The sequence below is a fragment of the Pseudoxanthobacter soli DSM 19599 genome (genome assembly GCF_900148505.1).
Taxonomy (GTDB): Bacteria; Pseudomonadota; Alphaproteobacteria; order Rhizobiales; family Segnochrobactraceae; genus Pseudoxanthobacter; species Pseudoxanthobacter soli.
Genome location: NZ_FRXO01000003.1, coordinates 304,792 through 323,291, shown reverse-complemented (window position 1 = coordinate 323,291; position 18,500 = coordinate 304,792). Strand labels below are relative to the sequence as shown.

The following is an 18,500-nucleotide window of genomic DNA, read 5'->3' as shown; positions in this document are numbered from 1 at the left end:
AGGTCGGGGGTCGCGGTGCGGCGAGCCGCTCCGGTCGCGGGGGACCCCGCTCAGTCGCCGACGATCTTGACAAGCGTTCCGGGCGGAATCTGGACGGCGGGATCGATCTGGTTCAGCACCGTGAACAGATCGCGGGCATAGGCGCCGGTCGAGCCCTTCATGCGCATGGCCAGCGTGTCGATGGTGTCGGTGGGACCGGTGCGGATGACGCGGATGCGCAGCGGCTTCAGCGTGGCCCTCTCCTCGGCCGTCAGCTCGTGGAAGCTTGCCAGCGTGTCGGAGAACGCCCGCTCGAAGTCGGGCGACGGGCTGGCGGTGGCGAAGATGAAGCGATAGGTGCGGGTTGGCGTGCGCACGAGCGCGATGCGGAACGACCAGCCGTCGGAGATCGCGGCCGCGGTCGCGGTCGGCAGGCCGTTCATGTTGGTGGTGCGGATGCTGTCCTCGATCAGCCCCTTGACCCAGCCCGAGCGCAGATAATCCGGCAGCGACATCGAGCCCGACACGTCGATGCCGTCGAAACGCATCGCGATGCGGCCGCCGTCGCTCGCCAGCACCGCACGCGGCGTGTTGTCGAGGGTGAAGCCCTGCGGCACCGTGAAGGCGATGCCGAGCACGCTGTGCTGGAACGAGGTGCCGCGCACGAAGCCCTCGCGGGGATCGTCGCCATAGAGCATGCCGTCGAGATCGCGCAGGTAGGCGTCGCGGTCCTGCTCGCCCACATCGGTGCCGGCGAACTGGCGCGCCTCGCGGGTGGCAAGCTCGATGCGCTCCGGCGTCGCCGGGTGGGACGACAGGAAGTCCGGCCGGTTGCTGCCCGCCGACTGGCGGGAGGCGTTGAGCGCGGAGAACTTGCCCATCGCGGTCAGGAAGCGCGCGGCGGCGAAGGGATCGTAGCCGGCGCGTGCCAGCGTCCTGACGCCGATGGAATCGGCCTCCAGTTCCTGGGCCTGGCTGAACCGCGCCAGCGAAAGCTGGGCGGTCGCGACCGCCGACTTCGCCGCGGTGGAATCGCGCACCGCATCCGCGACGCGGCTGACGACCGCCGCGGCTTCGGCGCGCTGCTGGCGCGCGAAGGCGTGCTGGGCGGTGATGTGGCCCATCTCGTGGGCCAGCACGGCGGCGACCTCGGACGAATCCTCGGCGAGCGCCAGAAGACCGCGCGTGACATAGACATAGCCGCCCGGCAGCGCGAAGGCGTTGACGGTCGGTGAATTGAGGATGGTGACCCGATAAGTCCGGGTCGGATCGTCCGAGGCCGCCACGAGGCGCCCGACAACCCGCGCGACCGCCGCCTCGACCTTGGGGTCGGAATAGACGCCGCCATAGGCTGCCAGGATGCGCGGATGCTCGCGCGCGCCGACCGAACTCTCCGGAGAAACGATGGTGCGCGATGCCGCGGGCGCCGCGACGCTGATGGTCGGCGGCTCCGGCGCGGTGAGTGTGCAGCCCGCAAGCAGTAGCAGGACGAGCGGAAGCATCGACGCGGCCGCAGGCACGCGCCGGTTCGCGCGCGGCTGTTCCTCCGTCGCCGACCGCTCGCGATCGGCGACCCGGCACGCCGCATTCAGCCTCGCCATACCCCGGCCCGTCATAATTCGGTTCGCCAAGCTCCGGCCACCCTAACGCGCCAACCCGCGCAGAGGTTCAACCCGTTTCATCACGTCGGGCCTCGGACCACCACGTCCGGGCCGTCATAGTTCCGGCCCGCCGTGTCACCCCGGTCCGATGCGCCTGCATCGGCTTGCGCCGTCGCTTCGATTCGCTTCCGTCCAACTCTAGACCGCCCTTGCGCCTCGGGCCACAAGCGATTGAACCGAAAGCGGAACCCATGCGTGTTCAGGGGGATGGGACATCCGCCGCCGCCTCCGCGCGTTCGATCGTGCCCGGCGACGCGCGCGCGATCAGGGCGCCGCCGTCATCCTCGATCCAGCCGCGCACCCGGACCCGCGTGCCGGCGAGACCGGCGACATCGATGCCTTCCGCGCGGTGGCCCTCAAGATCGCTTTCGGTGATCGTCACGGTGAAATCAAGGCTCCATCGTGCGCCGAAATTGAGGAAATAGGTCCGGCCCGCGTGTCCGACCGACTGAACCAGCCCCTCGACAAGGGTGAGGCGGCCCGCCGCCGAAGGCAGGGTCGGATCGCCGGCGTCGCGCACCATCCGCGCCGCCGGGCTCCAGATGCCGCGGCGGGCCTCGCGCGCCGGGCCTTCGGCGGAGGCAATGCGGTGTCCCGTGCCCCCATCGCATGGCACCGTCGCCGCTTCCGGAAAGGCGATCAGGATGCCATCGGAAACAAGGGCGGATGCGAGGTCGTGTCCTCCCGGCTCGCCGGCGGCACCGGGAATTCCGCCGCGATCCGCCGCGCCGTCGAGAGAGATGTGGGCAGCGATGCGGCCCCAGCGATCCGCACTCGCCACCGGCGTGATGCGGGCGGCGCGGCCGGCGGCAGCGGCGTCCAGCGCCTGCCGCGCCCTTTCCGTGGCCGCGGGCGGGAGAGAGGGCAGGGCGACGCCGGCAAGACGCAGCGTGCGCCCGTCCTCGAGCATGAGTTCGGTCGGCGAAACCGCGGAGGACACCTTCGCCGCAAACGCCGCTGGGGCGCATGGCGCGGGCTCGGCGGCGCGGGCGGAAATCGGAACGGCCAGGACCGCGACCGGCAACACCAGCAAGGCCCAGCCGGCCGGGAGGATGGTCCTACCCACCGAAACCCCGTCCGTCGAACGCCCGGCGAAGGTGGATTTGGTGGAGAATACGGTCATCGGTCCGGCCTTCCTGGAGCAATCCCCTTGAATGACCGTAGGGCGGAGACCGCGGCCTGCGTTCCCCGCGACGGAACGGCTTGCTGCGGGCGAAGGGGGGCGCGCAATGGGCTGGCTTGGCTGTGCCGCATCGGCAGGGACCGAAATCGAAGCCGCGTGACGAGGCGTGGCCCCGCTCGAATGATTGTCTTCAGACTGTGCCGAAGGTTTGCGACGCTTTCAATGCGGGCTCCCACACGCGTCGCCGCCGCCACGGCGCCGGAATTCGCCGGGCTGGCGAAATTTGGTCGCGATGTGGCGAGTTGACGGCAGCGCGGTTCCAATCAATGGTCGTTGGCTCTATCAAGGCGGACGCTGCCGGCGGTGGACCGCTCCGGGTTTTTGGGGGAGCTTCCGGCTATGAGTTTCGTGTTCTGTTCCCGTTTGGAGGGGTCAATGGCGCAATCGACCGCGCGTGACGAGATTTTCCGTTTCCTCTCGTCGGCGTGGGAGGCCGGGCGGAACCGTCCGGCGGCCGGCGCTATTCGGCGGAGCAGCAGGGCGCTTGGCCTGCCGAAGCCGATCGGCCGCCTTCTCAAGGCCGCTGCGGTGGTCGGCGCCTTCGCGGGTCCCACCGCCGCCCCTGCACTGGCGCAGACGGCGGCCGCTCCCTCGGCCCCGTCGGTGATCGTCGCCCCCATCGTCGATCAGGACGTTTCCACCCGCTTCCCGTTTGTCGGCAATGTCGAAGCGATCCAGCAGGTCGATCTCAAGGCCCGCGTCCAGGGCTTCCTCGACCAGGTGGCGTTCACCGAAGGCGCCTTCGTCAAGACCGGCCAGCTCCTCTACCAGATCGAACAGGCGCCGTTCCAGGCGCAGCTCGCCCAGGCACAGGGCCAGCTCGCCGCCGGCAAGGCCCAGCTCGCCTCCGCCCAGGCGAACCTCCAGGAAAAGCAGCTCACCCTCGACCGGCAGACCGCGCTCGTGAAGAGCGGCACCGTCTCCCAGGCCGTCGTCGACACCGCGACCGCGGACCGCGACGTGGCCGCGGCGAGCGTGCAGCAGGCACAGGCGGCCATCGCCCAGGCCGAGGCGCAGGTTCAGACCGCTCAGCTCAACCTGTCCTACACCACGATCTCCGCTCCGATCGCCGGCCGCATCGGCGTCACGAACTACACCGTCGGCAATCTCGTCAACGAGTCCTCGGGCACCCTGTCCACCCTGGTGCAGGTGAACCCGATCCGCGTCGCCTTCGCGATCCCGGAAAAAGACTACGTCACCGTGATGCGTAACGCCTCGAAGGGTGCGAAGACCCCTCAACAGGCCGAGACCGTGACGGACGAGACCGCCATCGGTGCCGGACCCGATCCCGACTCGTTCAAGCTCAGCCTCGTGCTGCCGGATGGTTCGTCCTACAAGAACGGCGGCAAGGTCGAGTTCATCAACAATCAGGTTAACGCCAACACCGGCACCGTCACCGTGCGCGCGATGTTCGACAACCCGGACAACCTGCTGCTGCCGGGCGAATACGTGATGGTGACGATCCAGGTCGGCGATACCACGAAGATGCCGGTGGTGCCGCAGAGCGCGGTGCTTCAGACGGCCGATTCCACCTACGTGTTCGTGCTCGACACCGACAACAAGGCGGTGAGCCGGACGATCACCTACAACCCCCAGATCAAGGTCAACGGCGGCTACGCCGTGACGTCGGGCCTGATCGCCGGCGAGACCGTGATCGTGGACGGCGTGCAGAAGGTCAAGCCCGGCATGGTGGTGGCGCCGACCTATGCCACCGCCGCCAGCAATCCCGGCATTCCGGTGACGGAAGAGCAGCAGCAGGGAACGGAGAAGCCGTCGGCGACGACGGACAAGACCGCTCCCGCTGCGACGGCTCCCGCAGCTCCTGCCGCCGGGAAATAACCGATGTTCTCAGCGATCTTCATCGCCCGCCCCCGACTCGCCTTCGTCATATCCATCGTCCTGACCATCGCCGGTGCGCTCAGCATCTACTCGATGGCCGTGGCGCAGTACCCCAACATCACGCCGCCCGTCGTGCAGGTCACGGCGAGCTACCCGGGCGCGGATGCGGCGACGATCGCCGCCACCGTCGCCCAGCCGATCGAGCAGCAGGTCAACGGCGTCGCCGGCATGATGTACATGTCGTCGGTGTCCTCGTCCGCCGGCAGCTACACGCTGCAGGTCACGTTCGCGGTCGGCACGGATCCTGACATCGCGCAGGTTGACGTCCAGAACCGCGTCGCCCTCGCCCAGGCCCAGCTGCCGACGCTCGTCAACAATCTCGGCGTCAACACACAGCAGCAATCGACCAGCCTGCTCGCCGCCATCAGCATCTATCCGACGAAGAAGGGCATCGACCCGATCTTCCTGTCGAACTATGCGGCGATCAACATCCAGACGCCGATGCAGCGCATCAACGGCGTCGCGTCCACGACCCTGTTCGGCGCGCTCAACTATTCGATGCGCCTCTGGCTCAACCCGGACAAGATGACCGCGCTCAAGATGTCGCCCAACGACATCATCAACGCGGTGAACAGTCAGAATATCCAGGCCGCGCTCGGCCAGATCGGCGGTCCGCCGACGCCGAACACCCAGGTTCTCCAGTTCCAGATCACCACGACCGGCCGTCTGACGACCGCGGAGGAGTTCGGGGACATCATCCTGCGGACCGGTGAGGACGGTGCCGTCGTGCGTGTGCGCGACGTCGGCCGCGTCGAACTCGGCGCCCAGTCCTATGCCCAGATTTCGCGCCTGAACGGCGAGGAAGCCACCACCCTCGGCCTCTATCAGCTGCCGACCGCCAACGCGCTCTCCGTGGTCGAGCAGGCCCGCCAGCTGCTGGCGACCCTGAAGACCCGCTTCCCGCCGGGCGTCGACGCCCAGGTGATCTACGATTCCACCCTGTTCGTGTCGGCCTCCATCGACGAGATCATCAAGACGCTCATCGAGGCCGGCATCATCGTTCTGATCGTCGTCTATGTGTTCCTGCAGGATCTCAAGGCGACCATCGTGCCCGCGGTCACGATTCCGGTTTCGCTGATCGGCGTGTTCGTCGTGCTGGCGGCGCTCGGCTTTTCCGCCAATACCATCGACCTCTTCGCCGTGGTGCTTGCCGTCGGCCTTGTCGTCGACGACGCCATCGTGGTGGTGGAGAACGTCCAGCGCCTGATGGAGGAAGAGGGGCTCGACCGCCGGTCCGCCGCCGTGAAGGCGATGACCCAGGTCACCGGCCCGATCATCTCCACCACGCTGGTGCTGTTCGCGGTGTTCGGCCCGGTGGCGTTCCTGCCGGGCATCACCGGCGAACTCTACCGCCAGTTCGCGGTCACCATCTGCGCGGCCGTCGGCATCTCGGCCATCAACGCGCTGACGCTGTCGCCCGCGCTCTGCTCTCTGGTGCTCAGCGTGCCGAAGGCGCCGAAGCGGGGACCGTTCTACTGGTTCAACGCCGGCCTCGACAAGACGCGTAACGGCTATCTCGGCATCGTCGGCATGATCGCGCGGCGGTCCGTCGTCGCCGGCCTGATCGCGGTCGCTGCCGGTGCCGGTGCTGGCTACCTGTTCGGCAAGCTGCCGACCTCGTTCATCCCGAACGAGGACCAAGGCGTGCTCTATGCCGACATCCAGACGCCGGCGGGCTCGGCGCTGCCGCGCACCGACGCCGTGCTGAAGCAGGTCGAGGAGATCGCGAGCAAGACGCCGGGCGTCGCCCACGTCATCACCATCGCGGGCTATTCGATCCTGACCCAGTCGGCGATCTCCAACGCGGGTACGGCGATCATCGCGCTGAAGCCCTGGGATGAGCGCACCACGCCCGAAACCGGCCTGATGGGCATCTACACCCACCTCAAGGAGGCCTTCAACGCCATCCCGCAGGCCAACATCCTGCCGTTCCCGCCGCCGGCCATTCCCGGCCTCGGCCAGGCGAGCGGCTTCGACTTCCGTCTGGAAGCGGTCGGCGGGCAGTCCTACCAGGAGATGGCGCAGGCGGCGACGTCGGTGATCGTCGAGGCGAACCAGGATCCGCGCATCGAATACGCCCAGACATCGTTCTCGGCCGCGATGCCGCGCATCTATCTCAATCTCGACCGTACCAAGGCCGAGAGCCTCAAGGTCGCCGTGTCCGACGTCTTCAACGTGCTGCAGGCGTTCCTCGGCTCCTACTACATCAACCAGTTCAACTATCTGAGCCGCACCTTCCAAGTGAACATCCAGGCCGAGACCGGCTTCCGCACCAAGGTCGACGACATCAACCGGCTCTATGTCCGCAACGCGGACGGCAACATGGTGCCGATCTCGACCCTCGCCTCGCTGGAGACGCACTACGGCTCCGACCTCGTCTACCAGTACAACATGAACCCGGCGGTGCAGATCACGGGTACGGCGAAGGCAGGTCACTCCTCCGGCGACGCCATGGCGGCGATGGTCGATGCTTTCAACAAGACGCTGCCGACCGGCTACACCTTCGAATGGTCGGGGCTGTCCTACCAGGAGGCGAGCCAGACGGCGATGACCGTCATCCTCATCTTCGGCCTCGCGATCACCTTCGGCTATCTGTTCCTCGTCGGACTTTACGAAAGCTGGATGATCCCGTTCGCCGTGATGATGTCGGTGACGATCGCCGTGCTCGGATCGGCGATCACGTTGACGATCGTGGGGATAGACAACAACGTCTACACGCAGATCGGTCTCGTGCTCCTTGTCGGCCTCGCCGCCAAGAACGCCATCCTGATCGTGGAGTTCGCGAAGGAACAGCGCGAGGAGTTCGGCAAGACCCGCTTTGAGGCGGCGCTGGCCGGCGCCCGCATGCGCTTCCGCGCCGTGCTCATGACGGCGTTCGCCTTCATCATCGGCCTCGCGCCGCTGGTGGTGGCGACCGGCGCCGGCGCCCACAGCCGCATCGTGCTCGGCTTCACGGTGATCGGCGGCCTGCTGTTCGCCACCGTGTTCGGCATCCTCGTGATCCCGGGCCTCTATGTGATGGTGCAGTGGTTCGGCGATAGGGTGATCGGCCGGAAGCCGGATCGCCTGCCCGTCAAGCACGGCAACCCGCCGCACGACGGCGGCGGAGAGGGCGGCACGCCGGCTGCGGCGCACTGAGCGAGGACGGGCGGGGCGCCTTCGCCCCGCTCCCACTGCCCGGAGGAAATCCCCGGGCAGACCGAAAAGAAAAAGGCCCCGGCGGGAAACCCGCCGGGGCCTTTTTCGTCAGCGGTCAGGCTCGTCGGAGCCTGTCCCAGCCAGATGATGGGCTCTGACCGGAAGCGCCCTCAGGCGGCCGGAATGAACGCCATCGCCTCGATCCAGGTGATCTGGCAGAGGTCGCCCGGCGAGATGCCGGCAAGATCATCCGCGACCTGCGGGTTGGCGGCCGGGATGGTGCGAAGAAGCTTGTCGTGACCTTCGAAGGTCACGGTCTGGGCGGTCTTGTTCACGTCGACCAGCACGGCGTTGATGGTCTTCTGCGAACCCCAGAAGTTCTCCGGCAGCGGACCGGTCGCGTCGACATCGACCTGCAGGTCGGAGAGGAGGCCGGCGACGCCGCTGTCGGCCTTCTGCAGCGCGGTCACGGCGCCCGGGGCGATATAGACCGTCACCTTCTCGTCCGGTTTGATCTGCGACAGGTCACCGACGATCGGGGCGATGTGATAGGCGTACTGGTCGCCGTTATCCTGCTTCACGACCACGTTGCGGTTGGGAACGTCGACCGAGACGATGGTGAGGACGCGGCTCTGCACCTTCACCTCGCCGATGCCCTTCAGCGTCAGCGTCTGGGGGGCGGTGAACTGGGCGAACGCCACGGCCGGCAGGGCGGCGACGATGGCGGCGCCGCCGGCGAGGACGAGGAAGCCGCGGCGCGTCAGGTGGTTCGCGAGCGGGGTGAAGGCGTTAACGTCCTGCAAAGACATGGGATCTCCTGCGAGAGTGAGCGAGAATGCGAGCGTGACGCCGTCCGCGACTGGTGCGGCCGGCGCATTGCGAGTGCGGAGCCGATCGCGCCGACGGGAACGCGACCTCGCCCCGATGGAAGTGCGCCGGTGAAGCGCGGCCTCAGAGTTCCCGGTCTGGCTTCCGGCCGGACGGGCTCGCCCGGCCATGACGGAATCCAGGCGAGATGAAGTTACCCGACGGCATCCCGGTGCTTTCCGAAGCATCGGTTCTTGCCGGTCGTCGCCCGACTCATGTCATATCAAGCGCACGGAACGGATGCATGACCCGTCGCGGCGCGCAGCCGGCTTTTTTTGTGCGCTTGCGGAAAAGCATGCGGGGAACGCGCGTGGGCGAGCGCGCCATGCACGGTCGATGCGCGGTCCATACGCGGTCGGTAAGCGGGTGAAGGGCGAAAAAGCGCGCGCATGATCGGCTTCGGCCGCGCGCATCGCGCGCAGGCGGTCAGGCCTCGCCGTCGTCGCTCTCCACCTCGCTCTCCGGACCCGAAGGCCGGGCGAGGTCGTCGTAGAGCCGGCGGGCCTCCGGTGCGCCGCCGCGCCGCTCGGCGAAGCCGGTGATGCGCACGACGCGAACCTCGCGGCCGATGGCGACGGTGATAACGTCGCCGGCCCGAACGAGGTGGCTCGAACTCTTGGTGCGCTCGCGGTTGATCCGCACCTTGCCGGTGGTGATCAGTTCCTGGGCGAGGGTGCGGGTCCGCGCGAAGCGCGCGAACCACAGCCACTTGTCGAGGCGCTGGCGGTCGGGGCTTTCACCGTCCGCCATATCGCCGGCCTCCCGACCGGCGTGCCGTGCGTTCGGCCGGCCGGACCGTCACCGGCCCCGCCGCTCGAGATCGGCCTTGAGGGCGGCGAGGGCGGCGAACGGCGAGTTGGGGTCGATCGTCTGCTGACGGCGCTCGCCACGGTCGCCCTGGGGCCGGTTGCTATCGCGACCCCGGCGGTCGTCGCGACGGTCGTCGCGCTTGTCGGCCTGACGCTCGCTACCGCGTTCGCCGCGGTTGTCGTCCCGGCGGCCCTTGCCGGGCTCGCCGCCGCGATTGCCGCGGTCCTCGAAGCGGTTGCGGCCGCCTTCGCGGGGCTGGCCATCCCGATTCTGGCCATCGCGGCCCTGGCCGCCACGGCCTCCGCGCGACTGGGCATCGCGGGACGGGGCGTCACGGGACGGAGCGTCCTGCCGGCCCGCCTCGGCGGCCACGGCCTCACCGGCGGCGGGCGCGGAAGAACCGCCACGCTCGCCGCGATTGCCGCCGCGTCCGCGCTCACGGTTGTCGCGCTGGCCGGGACGGCCGCCGTTGCGGCGCTGCTGATTGCCATGACGCTCGCCGCGCCCGGCGGGACGCCAGACCTCGACCATCGCAGGCTCGGCTTCGTCAGCCACGACCGGAGCCTCCGGCGTCGCGGGCTCGCCCAGCGCCTCGGCTTCGGCAGGCTGCAGGGGCTCGGCCATCGGGCCGGTCTGCAGCGCCTCGGTCTCGGCGTGGGTCTCGACCTCCGCCTCGATGGCGGCTTCGGCGTCGGCTGCCTCTCCCAGCGCCGCGATTACGGCAGCCTGCCGGGCTTCGGCATCGTCCGCGGCGTCGGCGGCCGGCGTCTCCGTCGCGGGGGTGTCCTCGACAACGACGGATTCGGCGGCAGCGGATTCGGCAACAGCGGCTTCGGCGGCGACGCCTTCAGGCGCGGCGTCCTCGGCGGTGGTGCCGGCGACGAGTTCCGCCTCGGCTTCCGCGGCGGTGATGTCCTCGCCCGCCGCGGCCTCGATCGGCTCGACGGCGGCCGGGGCTTCCGTCTCGGGCGCGACGGCGGCGGCATCGACCGGCGCGGGCGCCGGCGGCGCCGGACGGCGGTCCATGCGGTAGCCGAGGCCCTTGAGGATCGAGGCGAAATCCTCGCCGGAGCAGCCGACGAGGGAGGTCATCCGCACGGTGGCCATGAAGCCGCCCTGCGGATGGGCGCCTTCGGGCGCCGGGCCGGCATCGGGACCGGGCCGCCACGCCAGGATCGGGCGGATGATGTCGGCGAGGCGCTCCAGAATGTCGATGCGCACCGCGCGCACGCCGCAGACCTTGAAGCCGCACACGCGGTAGAGATCGGGCGGCACCGTCGGGTCGACGGTGATCGAGGTGCGGCCGGACGCCGAAAGCTGCGGCACGTCGAGCAGGCCCGGCACGCCGAGATCGGCGTGCTTCAGGGCCCACAGCACCGCGAGGAGACGGCTCGGGGCCGGCTTCAGCAGCGCGGGCACGAAAAGATGATAGGCGCCGAACCGCACGCCGAGCTGGCGCAGCGCGCCACGGCCGGGCTGGTCGAGGCTCTTGATCTCGTCGCTGATCGCCGGCCGTTCCACCACGCCGAGACCCTCGGCGATGCGGAAGGCGATGCCGCGGGCGAGACCGCCGAGTTCGGTCGCCGCCGTCAGGTCGAACAGCGGCTTCAGGAGCGTGCCGATATGGGTCGACAGCCACGTCGCGACGCGGGCGTGAACCTGATCGCGCGCCGGGCCGCTCAGATGCTCGTCGGCCAGCAGCACGAAGCCCGGCTTCAGGGCCTCGTCGCCCGGCACCAGCTTGGCGACGACCTCGCCGAGCCAGCGGATGGCGCCGTCGGCGGCGAGCACGAAGTCGCCGTCCTGCGCGCGGGAGAGCCGTTCCGCGCGCGCGTCGATCTCGCCGGCGAGCGCCTTGGCCGCCGCCGCACGCAGCGCCTTGCCGTCCACGCCGTCCCCGCCTGCGGCGGGCACGAAGCGGAAGCCCTGGAGGTGGCCGACGTGCTGGCCTTCCACCGTCACGTCGCCCGTGGGCGTGATCTCAGCGTCGAGCATCGCATTCTCTCTCAAACGTCTCATCAGCACGCTGGTCCGACGGTCCACGAAGCGCTGGGTCAGCCGTTCGTGCAACGCGTCCGACAGCCGGTCTTCGACATCGCGTGTGACGCCGCGCCAGTGGTTCGGATCGGAAAGCCAATCTCCACGGTTTGCGACATAAGTCCAAGTCCGTATGTGGGCGATCCGGTTGGCCAGCGTGTCGATATCACCATCCACGCGGTCGGCAAAGGCCACCTGCCGGCCAAACCAGTCATCATCGACGGTGCCGCGGCGCGCAAGGAAGCCATAGAGGGCCAGGATCAGGTCGGCGTGGTTCGCGGGCGCGATCTTGCGATAGTCCGGGACCTGGCAGACATCCCAGAGCAGCGCCACCGAAGAACGGTCGCGGGCGAGCCCGCGGATCTCGGGATCGCGGAGCGCGAAATCGAGCGAGACCACGTCGTCGCCCGGCGGGGCTCGGGTCAGGCCTTCCTCGCGCGGGGTCTCGTCCAGCGAGGCGCGCAACGCGGTGAGGGAGGAGAAATCGAGCACCGAATTGCGCCACTGGAACATGCGCAGCGGCGCGAAATGGTGGGTTTCGAGCGCCTGAACCAGCTCGTCGTCGAACGGATCGGCGCGGCCGGTGACGCCGAAGGTGCCGTCGCGGGTGTGGCGGCCGGCGCGTCCGGCGATCTGGCCGAGTTCGGCCGGCGACAGCAGCCGGTGCTGGTAGCCGTCGAACTTGCGGTTGGCGGCGAAGGCGACGTGCTCGACATCGAGATTGAGCCCCATGCCGATGGCATCGGTCGCGACCAGGAAATCGACGTCGCCGTTCTGGAACAGCTCGACCTGGGCATTGCGCGTGCGCGGGCTGAGGGAGCCGAGCACCACGGCGGCGCCGCCGCGCTGGCGGCGAATCAGTTCCGCGATCGCGTAGACTTCGTCGGCGGAGAACGCCACCACGGCCGAACGGGTCGGCAGCCGCGTGATCTTCTTCTGCCCGGCATAGGTGAGCACCGACATGCGCGGCCGCACGACCACGTTGATGCCCGGCACCAGCTTCTCGAGCAGCGGACGGGCGGTCGGCGCGCCGAGCAGCAATGTCTCGTCACGCCCGCGCAGGGACAGGATACGGTCGGTGAACACCCGGCCGCGAGCCAGATCGCCCGCGAGCTGCACCTCGTCGATGGCGACGAAGGAAAGGTCCGTCGTCTCCGGCATCGCCTCGACGGTGCAGACGAAATAGCGCGGCTTCGCCGGCTCGATGCGCTCCTCGCCGGTCACGAGGGCGACGGCATCGACGCCGGCGCGCTCGACGAGCCGGCCGTAGACCTCGCGGGCGAGCAGCCTGAGCGGCAGGCCGATCAGGCCGCCGCCGTGGCCGAGCATGCGCTCGATGGCGAGGTGGGTCTTGCCGGTATTGGTCGGGCCGAGCACCGCCGTCACGGTTCGGGCACGGGCAGACGGCGGCAACGGCATTTTCATCGCTACGGTCATGATGGTGCAGTGCTCAAATCCGGGAGGCGGAGGCCTGGATCCGCAAGAAGGGGACCTGGACCCGGCAGCCGCGATGCGACGCGGCGGGACCGGCGCAGACGCGCGCAGGCCATGCCCGGACGGACGGCGCTTGCCGTTCCGGATCTGCACGGCCTGAGAAGGGGCGGATCGTTCCGGTGATCTCCGGCATCGCGCCGGCGGCTCCCTCGGTGTGGTCGATGTCCCGGTGTGGTCCACGCCGCAGGCCGGAGGGCGGCTCCGATCGCGCGCGGAACGGCCCTTTTCGCCCGGCCGCTCAGGCAACGCACGGTCGGATTTTCGTCCCGGATCGGCCCGAGCCAATCCGGCGGGCCGTCATGATCTAGCACATGCAACCGGACTTCACAGCCCGAACGACACCCCGGACATGAGATTCTCGGCGCGCCCGTCCGTCATGGACAGAACGGGGCGCGAACGAATCGCGGTCGAATCGCGGACTGCTTGTGGTTCCGCTTTTGTTCCGTCGATATCTTGCGGTTTGACTCTCTCCGCAGGCGATATGTTGTGATCGGGTGGCCTGATCCCAAGGGCGGTCAGCGTGAAGACGCGAGTCACGTCAATGGCTTGGCGTCAAGGCGCTGAAACGGGTGGATCGGTGCGTGGAAAGAAGAGCGAACGAATCAGGCGCGAATCGGCAATAGAGCCATGTTCATCTTTTGATCTGACTACATCATGTGTTCGTGATAGCGTTGAACACAAGAAATACACAGTATTTCGCGTGCAATTTAACAATTACGTTAACGATTTGTTAACCAGGTGCGCGAGCGAGCGGCCCCCATTGGGGCACGATGGCGCGATTCCGGTCGCGAAAGCTCGCGCGAACGGCGGGCGGCACGGCGCCGGCAGGTTTCAGGTGTCGCGATTGCCGCGTTCGAGGGTGTCCGTCAGCGCGGAGATCCGTTCTGCGGCGGCGTCGAGCCGGGTGGCGATGTCGGCTTCGAGCGCGCTCTCGCTGGCCGCGAGCCGGGCGTTCTCCGCCTTGAGCGCCGCAAGTTCGGCGGAAAGGGCCTGGGCCTTGCGCTCCAGTTCGGAAAGCTGGTCGATCACCATCACGCCGGCCATGACGGTCAGGCGCTGGTCGCCGATCTCGCCGAAGCTCGACCGCAGCTGGTTGATGCAGGAATCGAAGCGCTTGCCGAGGCCGATCAGCCGCTCTTCCTCGCCGTCGTCGCAGGCCATCCTGTAGGTGCGACCGTTTATGGTGACCGCGACTTGCGCCATCGTGTCCTCGAAATCCTTGAAGGGTCAGCCGCCGTGGCGTTCCAGCACGGTGCGGATCGATTCCATCGCGGCGACCAGCCGGCGCGAAACCTCCTTGTTGGTGTCCTCGATGCGGGCCGAGCGAGCCTCGGCCTGGTCGAGATCCTGGGCGAGCCGCGAGCGGTCCTCGTCGAGGCGCTGCAACTGCTCTTCGAGAAGGCCCTTGCCGCCGTCGATTTCCGCCCGGTGTTCCAGCGCCGCTTCCAGCCGTCCGAGCGCCGCCCCGAGGCGGGCGAAGCTCTCCTCGATGCCCGGTCGTTCGCTCATGCCGTCGCTCCCCGCCACTTCGATCCCGTGTTCCGCCCCGGCACACGGCATCATTTCAAACCGCCACCGGCAAAGGATTCGTCAACGGCGTTGATGCCGTTGCGAGAAACCCATGCTCATGAGGCAAATTTAGGATGCGCCGGGGCCGCGGTCGAGCCCGGATAGATCCCACGTCGGCGGGCAGGGGCGCCGTCAGGTGGTGGAGAGGGTGAGATTGCGCACCAGCGGGTAGATCTGACCCTCCCACTTGCGGCCGTTGAAGACGCCGTAGTGGCCGACGCCCGGTTGCATGTGGTGGCGCTTCAGATAGGGGCGCAGGCCCGCGCAGAGTTCGTGCGCCGCCGCGGTCTGGCCGAGGGCGCAGATGTCGTCGCGCTCGCCTTCCACGGTCAGGAGCGCGGTCTTGCGGATCGCCTTCGGCTCCACCTTCTCGCCGCGATAGGTCAGCTCGCCCCTCGGCAGCAGCGCGCGCTGGAACACCCGGTCGATGGTCTCGAGATAGAACTCGGCGGTGAGATCGAGCACGGCGAAATATTCGTCGTAGAAGGTCTTGATCGCCTGCGCCTTCTCCGTCTCGCCGCGGGCGAGATGGCGGTAGAGATCGCGGTGGGCGGTCTCGTGGCGGCCGAGATTCATCGCCATGAACGACAAGAGCTGCACGAAGCCGGGATAGACCTTGCGACCGGCGCCGGCATAGCGGCCGGGAACGGTGGAGATCAGGTTCGATTCGAACCAGGCCAGCGATTTCGAGGTGGCGAGCCCGTTCACCGTGGTCGGGCTGATCCGGGTATCGACCGGCCCCGCCATCAGCGTCATCGAGCGGGGCACGGCCGGATTCTTGCGCGCCGACATCACCGCGACGGCGACGAGCGCCTGAACGCAGGGCTGGCAGACGGCGAGGACGTGACTGCCGGACCCCATGATCTCCAGGAAGCGGATGACGTGGTCGACATAGTCGTCGAAGCCGAACGCGCCCGCTTCGACCGGAATGTCGCGGGCGTTGTGCCAGTCGGTCACGTAGACGTCGTGGTCGCGCAACAGCGTGCGGATGGTGCCGCGCAGCAAGGTGGCGAAATGGCCCGAAAGCGGTGCAACCACCAGGATGCGCGGCTGGACGGCGTCGATATCCTTGCGGAAATGCAGGAGCGTGCCGAACGGCGTTTGCGCGGCGGCTTCCTCGGTCACCGCGACCTCGGCATTGCCGACGGTCACCGTGTCGATGCCGAAGGGGGGCCGGGTGTGGCTGAGACCGGCGCGGGCGACGAGTTCCCAGGCGGCGGCGAGGCGCGGGCGGAAGGGAAGAACGGCGGCGCCCATGCCGAGCGGTAGGGGGGCGCGGGTGGCGGCCTTTGCGACGGTCCGCAGCGGCGCCATGAGGTCGTCCTGCAGCTGATACGCGGAATACAACATACCGTCCGCAGCCTCCCCGGTCCGGTTCAGGCCGCCCCCTGCCCTGCGTCGTCGAGACGCCGGGCCTTCGGCCATGCAGGAAACGCTAGTGCATTTTTTTCCGCACTGCGAGATGATTATATCGGTTGTAGACAGCGGCGGCGAACCGATGAGCGCCCGGCCGCGACCAGGGGGGAAACAGCCGTGGCGGCCGCCGTTCTTACGATCTCCAGCAAGAACTATTCGTCATGGTCTCTGCGGGGGTGGCTGCTCTGCAAGATGGCCGGCATCGACTTCACGGAGAAGGCGATGCCGATCGACGATCCCTCGACGCGGGCGGAACTGCTGCTTCTCTCGCCGTCGGTGCTGGTGCCGCGCCTGGAGGACGGCGAGGCCAAGGTGTGGGATACGCTCGCGATCGCGGAATATCTCGCGGAGATCCGGCCCGATTCCGGCATCCTGCCCGGCGACCGGGTGGCGCGCGCCCATTGCCGCTCGGTCTCGGGGGAGATGCATTCCGGCTTCGCCAACCTGCGCTCCGCGCTGCCGATGAACCTGAAGGCGCGCTACGACAGATATCCCATCTTCGCCGGTGCGCTGCCCGACATCGAGCGCGTCACCGCGATCTGGCGGGAATGCCTGGCGCTCTATGGCGGACCGTTCCTGTTCGGGAAGACGCCGTGCATGGCGGACGCGATGTATGCGCCGGTCTGCGCGCGGTTCGAGACCTACGCCGTGCCGCTCGACGAGACCTGCCGGGGCTATTGCCGCACCGTGCTGGCCTGGGAGCCTATGGCCGAGTGGACCGCGGCGGCGCGCACCGAGCCCGAGGAACTGGAAGAGCTGGAAGTCGAATTCTGAGCCGCAGCCGGGCGCCGGGAACACCGGCCGGAAAGACAAACGGCACGGCCGTTGCGAGCGGTCGTGCCGTCACCGGGATGTTGCGTAGCGTCCTTTGCCGGAACCCTGGTTCCGGCAGGCTGGCCCCGATGTCAGGCAGGCTGGCCCCGATGTCAGAGAGTCCCGTTGTCAGAAATTGTAGACGGGGCGCAGGCGAAGGCCGAGCTGCGCGGCCTTGGCGGTGACCTCGATCACCGGCTTGTGGAGCTTCAGGCTGACCACTTCCGCCGAGACTTCCTGGCGGGTGAGGTCGATTAGTTCGCGAACCGCCTCGACCGGCCAGTTCGGATCGTTCGACACGACGGGCGGGAATTGTGACGCCATGGCGGTTACCTCCCTTTTCTTGTCTAAGGGTTAACGAAACACGAACCGCCACCTGTGTCGACTCAAACCGCTTCACGAGATGGCGATCCGCTTGGGGCGCTTCCTCCCAGCCGGAATTCTGGTAAAACGCCGCGCATCGCCGCGGGTTCCGCGCCTGCGGCCGTTCATTTTCGAGAAGCTGAGCAGATGACCGACAACCAGACCCTCGATCTCGCCGATCTCGAACAGGAGCTCGTCGCCCGCATCGAGGCCGCCGCCGACGAGCCCGGGCTGGAGGAGGCGCGCGTCGCCGCCCTCGGCAAGAAGGGGGCTCTGACCGAGCGGCTGAAGGGCCTCGGCGCCATGTCCGACGCGGAGCGCCGCGTCGCCGGGCCGGCGCTGAACGGCCTCAAGGTGCGCGTCACCGAGGCGATCGAAGGCCGCCGGGCGGTGCTGCGCGAGGCGGCGCTGGCCGAGCGGCTGGCGCGCGAGAGCGTCGACATCACCCTGCCGGTGCGGCCGGGGCCGCTGTCGGAGGGGCGCATCCATCCGGTGTCGCAGGTGATCGACGAACTGACGGCGATCTTCGCCGATCTCGGCTTCGCCATCGCCGAGGGGCCGGACATCGAGACCGACGACAACAACTTCACCGCGCTCAACTTCCCCGTCGGCCATCCGGCGCGCGAGATGCACGACACCTTCTTCTTCGATCCGAAGGAGGACGGCTCGCGCCTCGTGCTGCGCACTCACACCTCGCCGGTCCAGGTCCGCACCATGCGGCAGGGCAAGCTGCCGATCCGCGTGATCTGTCCGGGGCGGACCTATCGCTGCGATTCCGACCAGACCCACACGCCGATGTTCCATCAGGTCGAGGGCCTCGTGGTCGACGAGACCGCGACCATCGGCGAGCTGAAGTGGGTGCTGGAGGAGTTCTGCAAGGCGTTCTTCGAGGTGCCGCGCGTCGACATGCGCTTCCGGCCGTCGTTCTTCCCGTTCACCGAGCCGTCGATGGAAGTCGACATCCGCTGCCGGCGGATGGGCAACGAGGTGCGGTTCGGCGAGGGCGACGACTGGCTGGAGATCCTCGGCTGCGGCATGGTGCATCCGAACGTGCTGCGCAATTGCGGGCTCGATCCCGACAAGGTGCAGGGCTATGCCTGGGGCATGGGCATCGACCGCATCGCCATGCTGAAATACGGCATGCCGGACCTGCGCGCGTTCTTCGATGCCGACCTGCGCTGGCTGTCGCATTACGGCTTCCGCCCGCTCGACGTGCCGAGCCTGCTCGGCGGCCTTTCCGCCGCCTGAGCGGTTGCGCGCCTTTTCTTCCG

Annotated in this window: 13 protein-coding genes; 4 read left to right on the top strand and 9 right to left on the bottom strand. The window is 68.3% G+C overall.

The window, feature by feature from the left end; genetic code table 11:
• Positions 1–50: 50 nt before the first annotated feature.
• Together BUF17_RS09060 and BUF17_RS09055 are read right to left on the bottom strand one after the other, a co-directional pair.
• A complete protein-coding gene (locus BUF17_RS09060; protein WP_084564416.1) occupies positions 51–1,481 on the bottom strand; it encodes a M48 family metalloprotease in 1,431 nt (476 codons plus the stop codon).
• A gap of 358 nt (positions 1,482–1,839) precedes the next feature.
• The gene (locus tag BUF17_RS09055; protein WP_073627783.1) at positions 1,840–2,763 is read right to left on the bottom strand and encodes a hypothetical protein; all 924 of its coding nucleotides are present in this window, start codon (positions 2,761–2,763) and stop codon (positions 1,840–1,842) included.
• 435 nt (positions 2,764–3,198) lie between these two features.
• Here BUF17_RS09055 and BUF17_RS09050 point away from each other — a divergent pair, with 435 nt between their 5' ends.
• Complete coding sequence (locus tag BUF17_RS09050) at positions 3,199–4,662, top strand: efflux RND transporter periplasmic adaptor subunit (RefSeq protein ID WP_073627781.1); 1,464 nt, start codon at positions 3,199–3,201, stop codon at positions 4,660–4,662.
• A gap of 3 nt (positions 4,663–4,665) precedes the next feature.
• On the top strand, positions 4,666–7,860 hold the full coding sequence (locus BUF17_RS09045) for an efflux RND transporter permease subunit (RefSeq protein ID WP_073627779.1): 3,195 nt from the start codon (positions 4,666–4,668) through the stop codon (positions 7,858–7,860).
• A 170-nt stretch (positions 7,861–8,030) separates the two neighbouring features.
• Here the strand turns inward: BUF17_RS09045 and BUF17_RS09040 are convergent, their stop codons facing one another.
• From BUF17_RS09040 to BUF17_RS09015, 6 genes are all read right to left on the bottom strand, one after another.
• Positions 8,031–8,669, bottom strand: coding sequence for a hypothetical protein (locus tag BUF17_RS09040; protein ID WP_073627777.1), 639 nt, complete (start codon positions 8,667–8,669; stop codon positions 8,031–8,033).
• A gap of 484 nt (positions 8,670–9,153) precedes the next feature.
• Complete coding sequence (locus tag BUF17_RS09035) at positions 9,154–9,477, bottom strand: RNA-binding S4 domain-containing protein (RefSeq protein WP_073627775.1); 324 nt, start codon at positions 9,475–9,477, stop codon at positions 9,154–9,156.
• A 48-nt stretch (positions 9,478–9,525) separates the two neighbouring features.
• Positions 9,526–13,011 (bottom strand): helicase-related protein, encoded by a 3,486-nt coding sequence (locus BUF17_RS09030; protein WP_244530823.1) that lies wholly within the window; start codon positions 13,009–13,011, stop codon positions 9,526–9,528.
• 888 nt (positions 13,012–13,899) lie between these two features.
• Positions 13,900–14,271, bottom strand: a complete 372-nt coding sequence (locus BUF17_RS09025; protein WP_073627773.1) for a cell division protein ZapA — start codon at positions 14,269–14,271, stop codon at positions 13,900–13,902.
• 24 nt (positions 14,272–14,295) lie between these two features.
• Positions 14,296–14,577 (bottom strand): DUF4164 domain-containing protein, encoded by a 282-nt coding sequence (locus BUF17_RS09020; RefSeq protein ID WP_073627771.1) that lies wholly within the window; start codon positions 14,575–14,577, stop codon positions 14,296–14,298.
• Positions 14,578–14,769: 192 nt separating this feature from the next.
• On the bottom strand, positions 14,770–15,987 hold the full coding sequence (locus BUF17_RS09015) for a polyhydroxyalkanoate depolymerase (RefSeq protein ID WP_073627769.1): 1,218 nt from the start codon (positions 15,985–15,987) through the stop codon (positions 14,770–14,772).
• 183 nt (positions 15,988–16,170) lie between these two features.
• Here BUF17_RS09015 and BUF17_RS09010 point away from each other — a divergent pair, with 183 nt between their 5' ends.
• Positions 16,171–16,827, top strand: coding sequence for a glutathione S-transferase (locus tag BUF17_RS09010; RefSeq protein ID WP_073627767.1), 657 nt, complete (start codon positions 16,171–16,173; stop codon positions 16,825–16,827).
• A gap of 168 nt (positions 16,828–16,995) precedes the next feature.
• Here the strand turns inward: BUF17_RS09010 and BUF17_RS09005 are convergent, their stop codons facing one another.
• Entirely contained in the window at positions 16,996–17,190 is a 195-nt protein-coding gene (locus tag BUF17_RS09005; RefSeq protein ID WP_073627765.1) for a hypothetical protein, read from the bottom strand.
• Positions 17,191–17,376: 186 nt separating this feature from the next.
• On the opposite strand from BUF17_RS09005, the gene pheS reads away from it, so the two are divergent.
• On the top strand, positions 17,377–18,477 hold the full coding sequence (gene pheS, locus BUF17_RS09000) for a phenylalanine--tRNA ligase subunit alpha (RefSeq protein WP_073627763.1): 1,101 nt from the start codon (positions 17,377–17,379) through the stop codon (positions 18,475–18,477).
• The last annotated feature ends 23 nt before the right edge of the window (positions 18,478–18,500 follow it).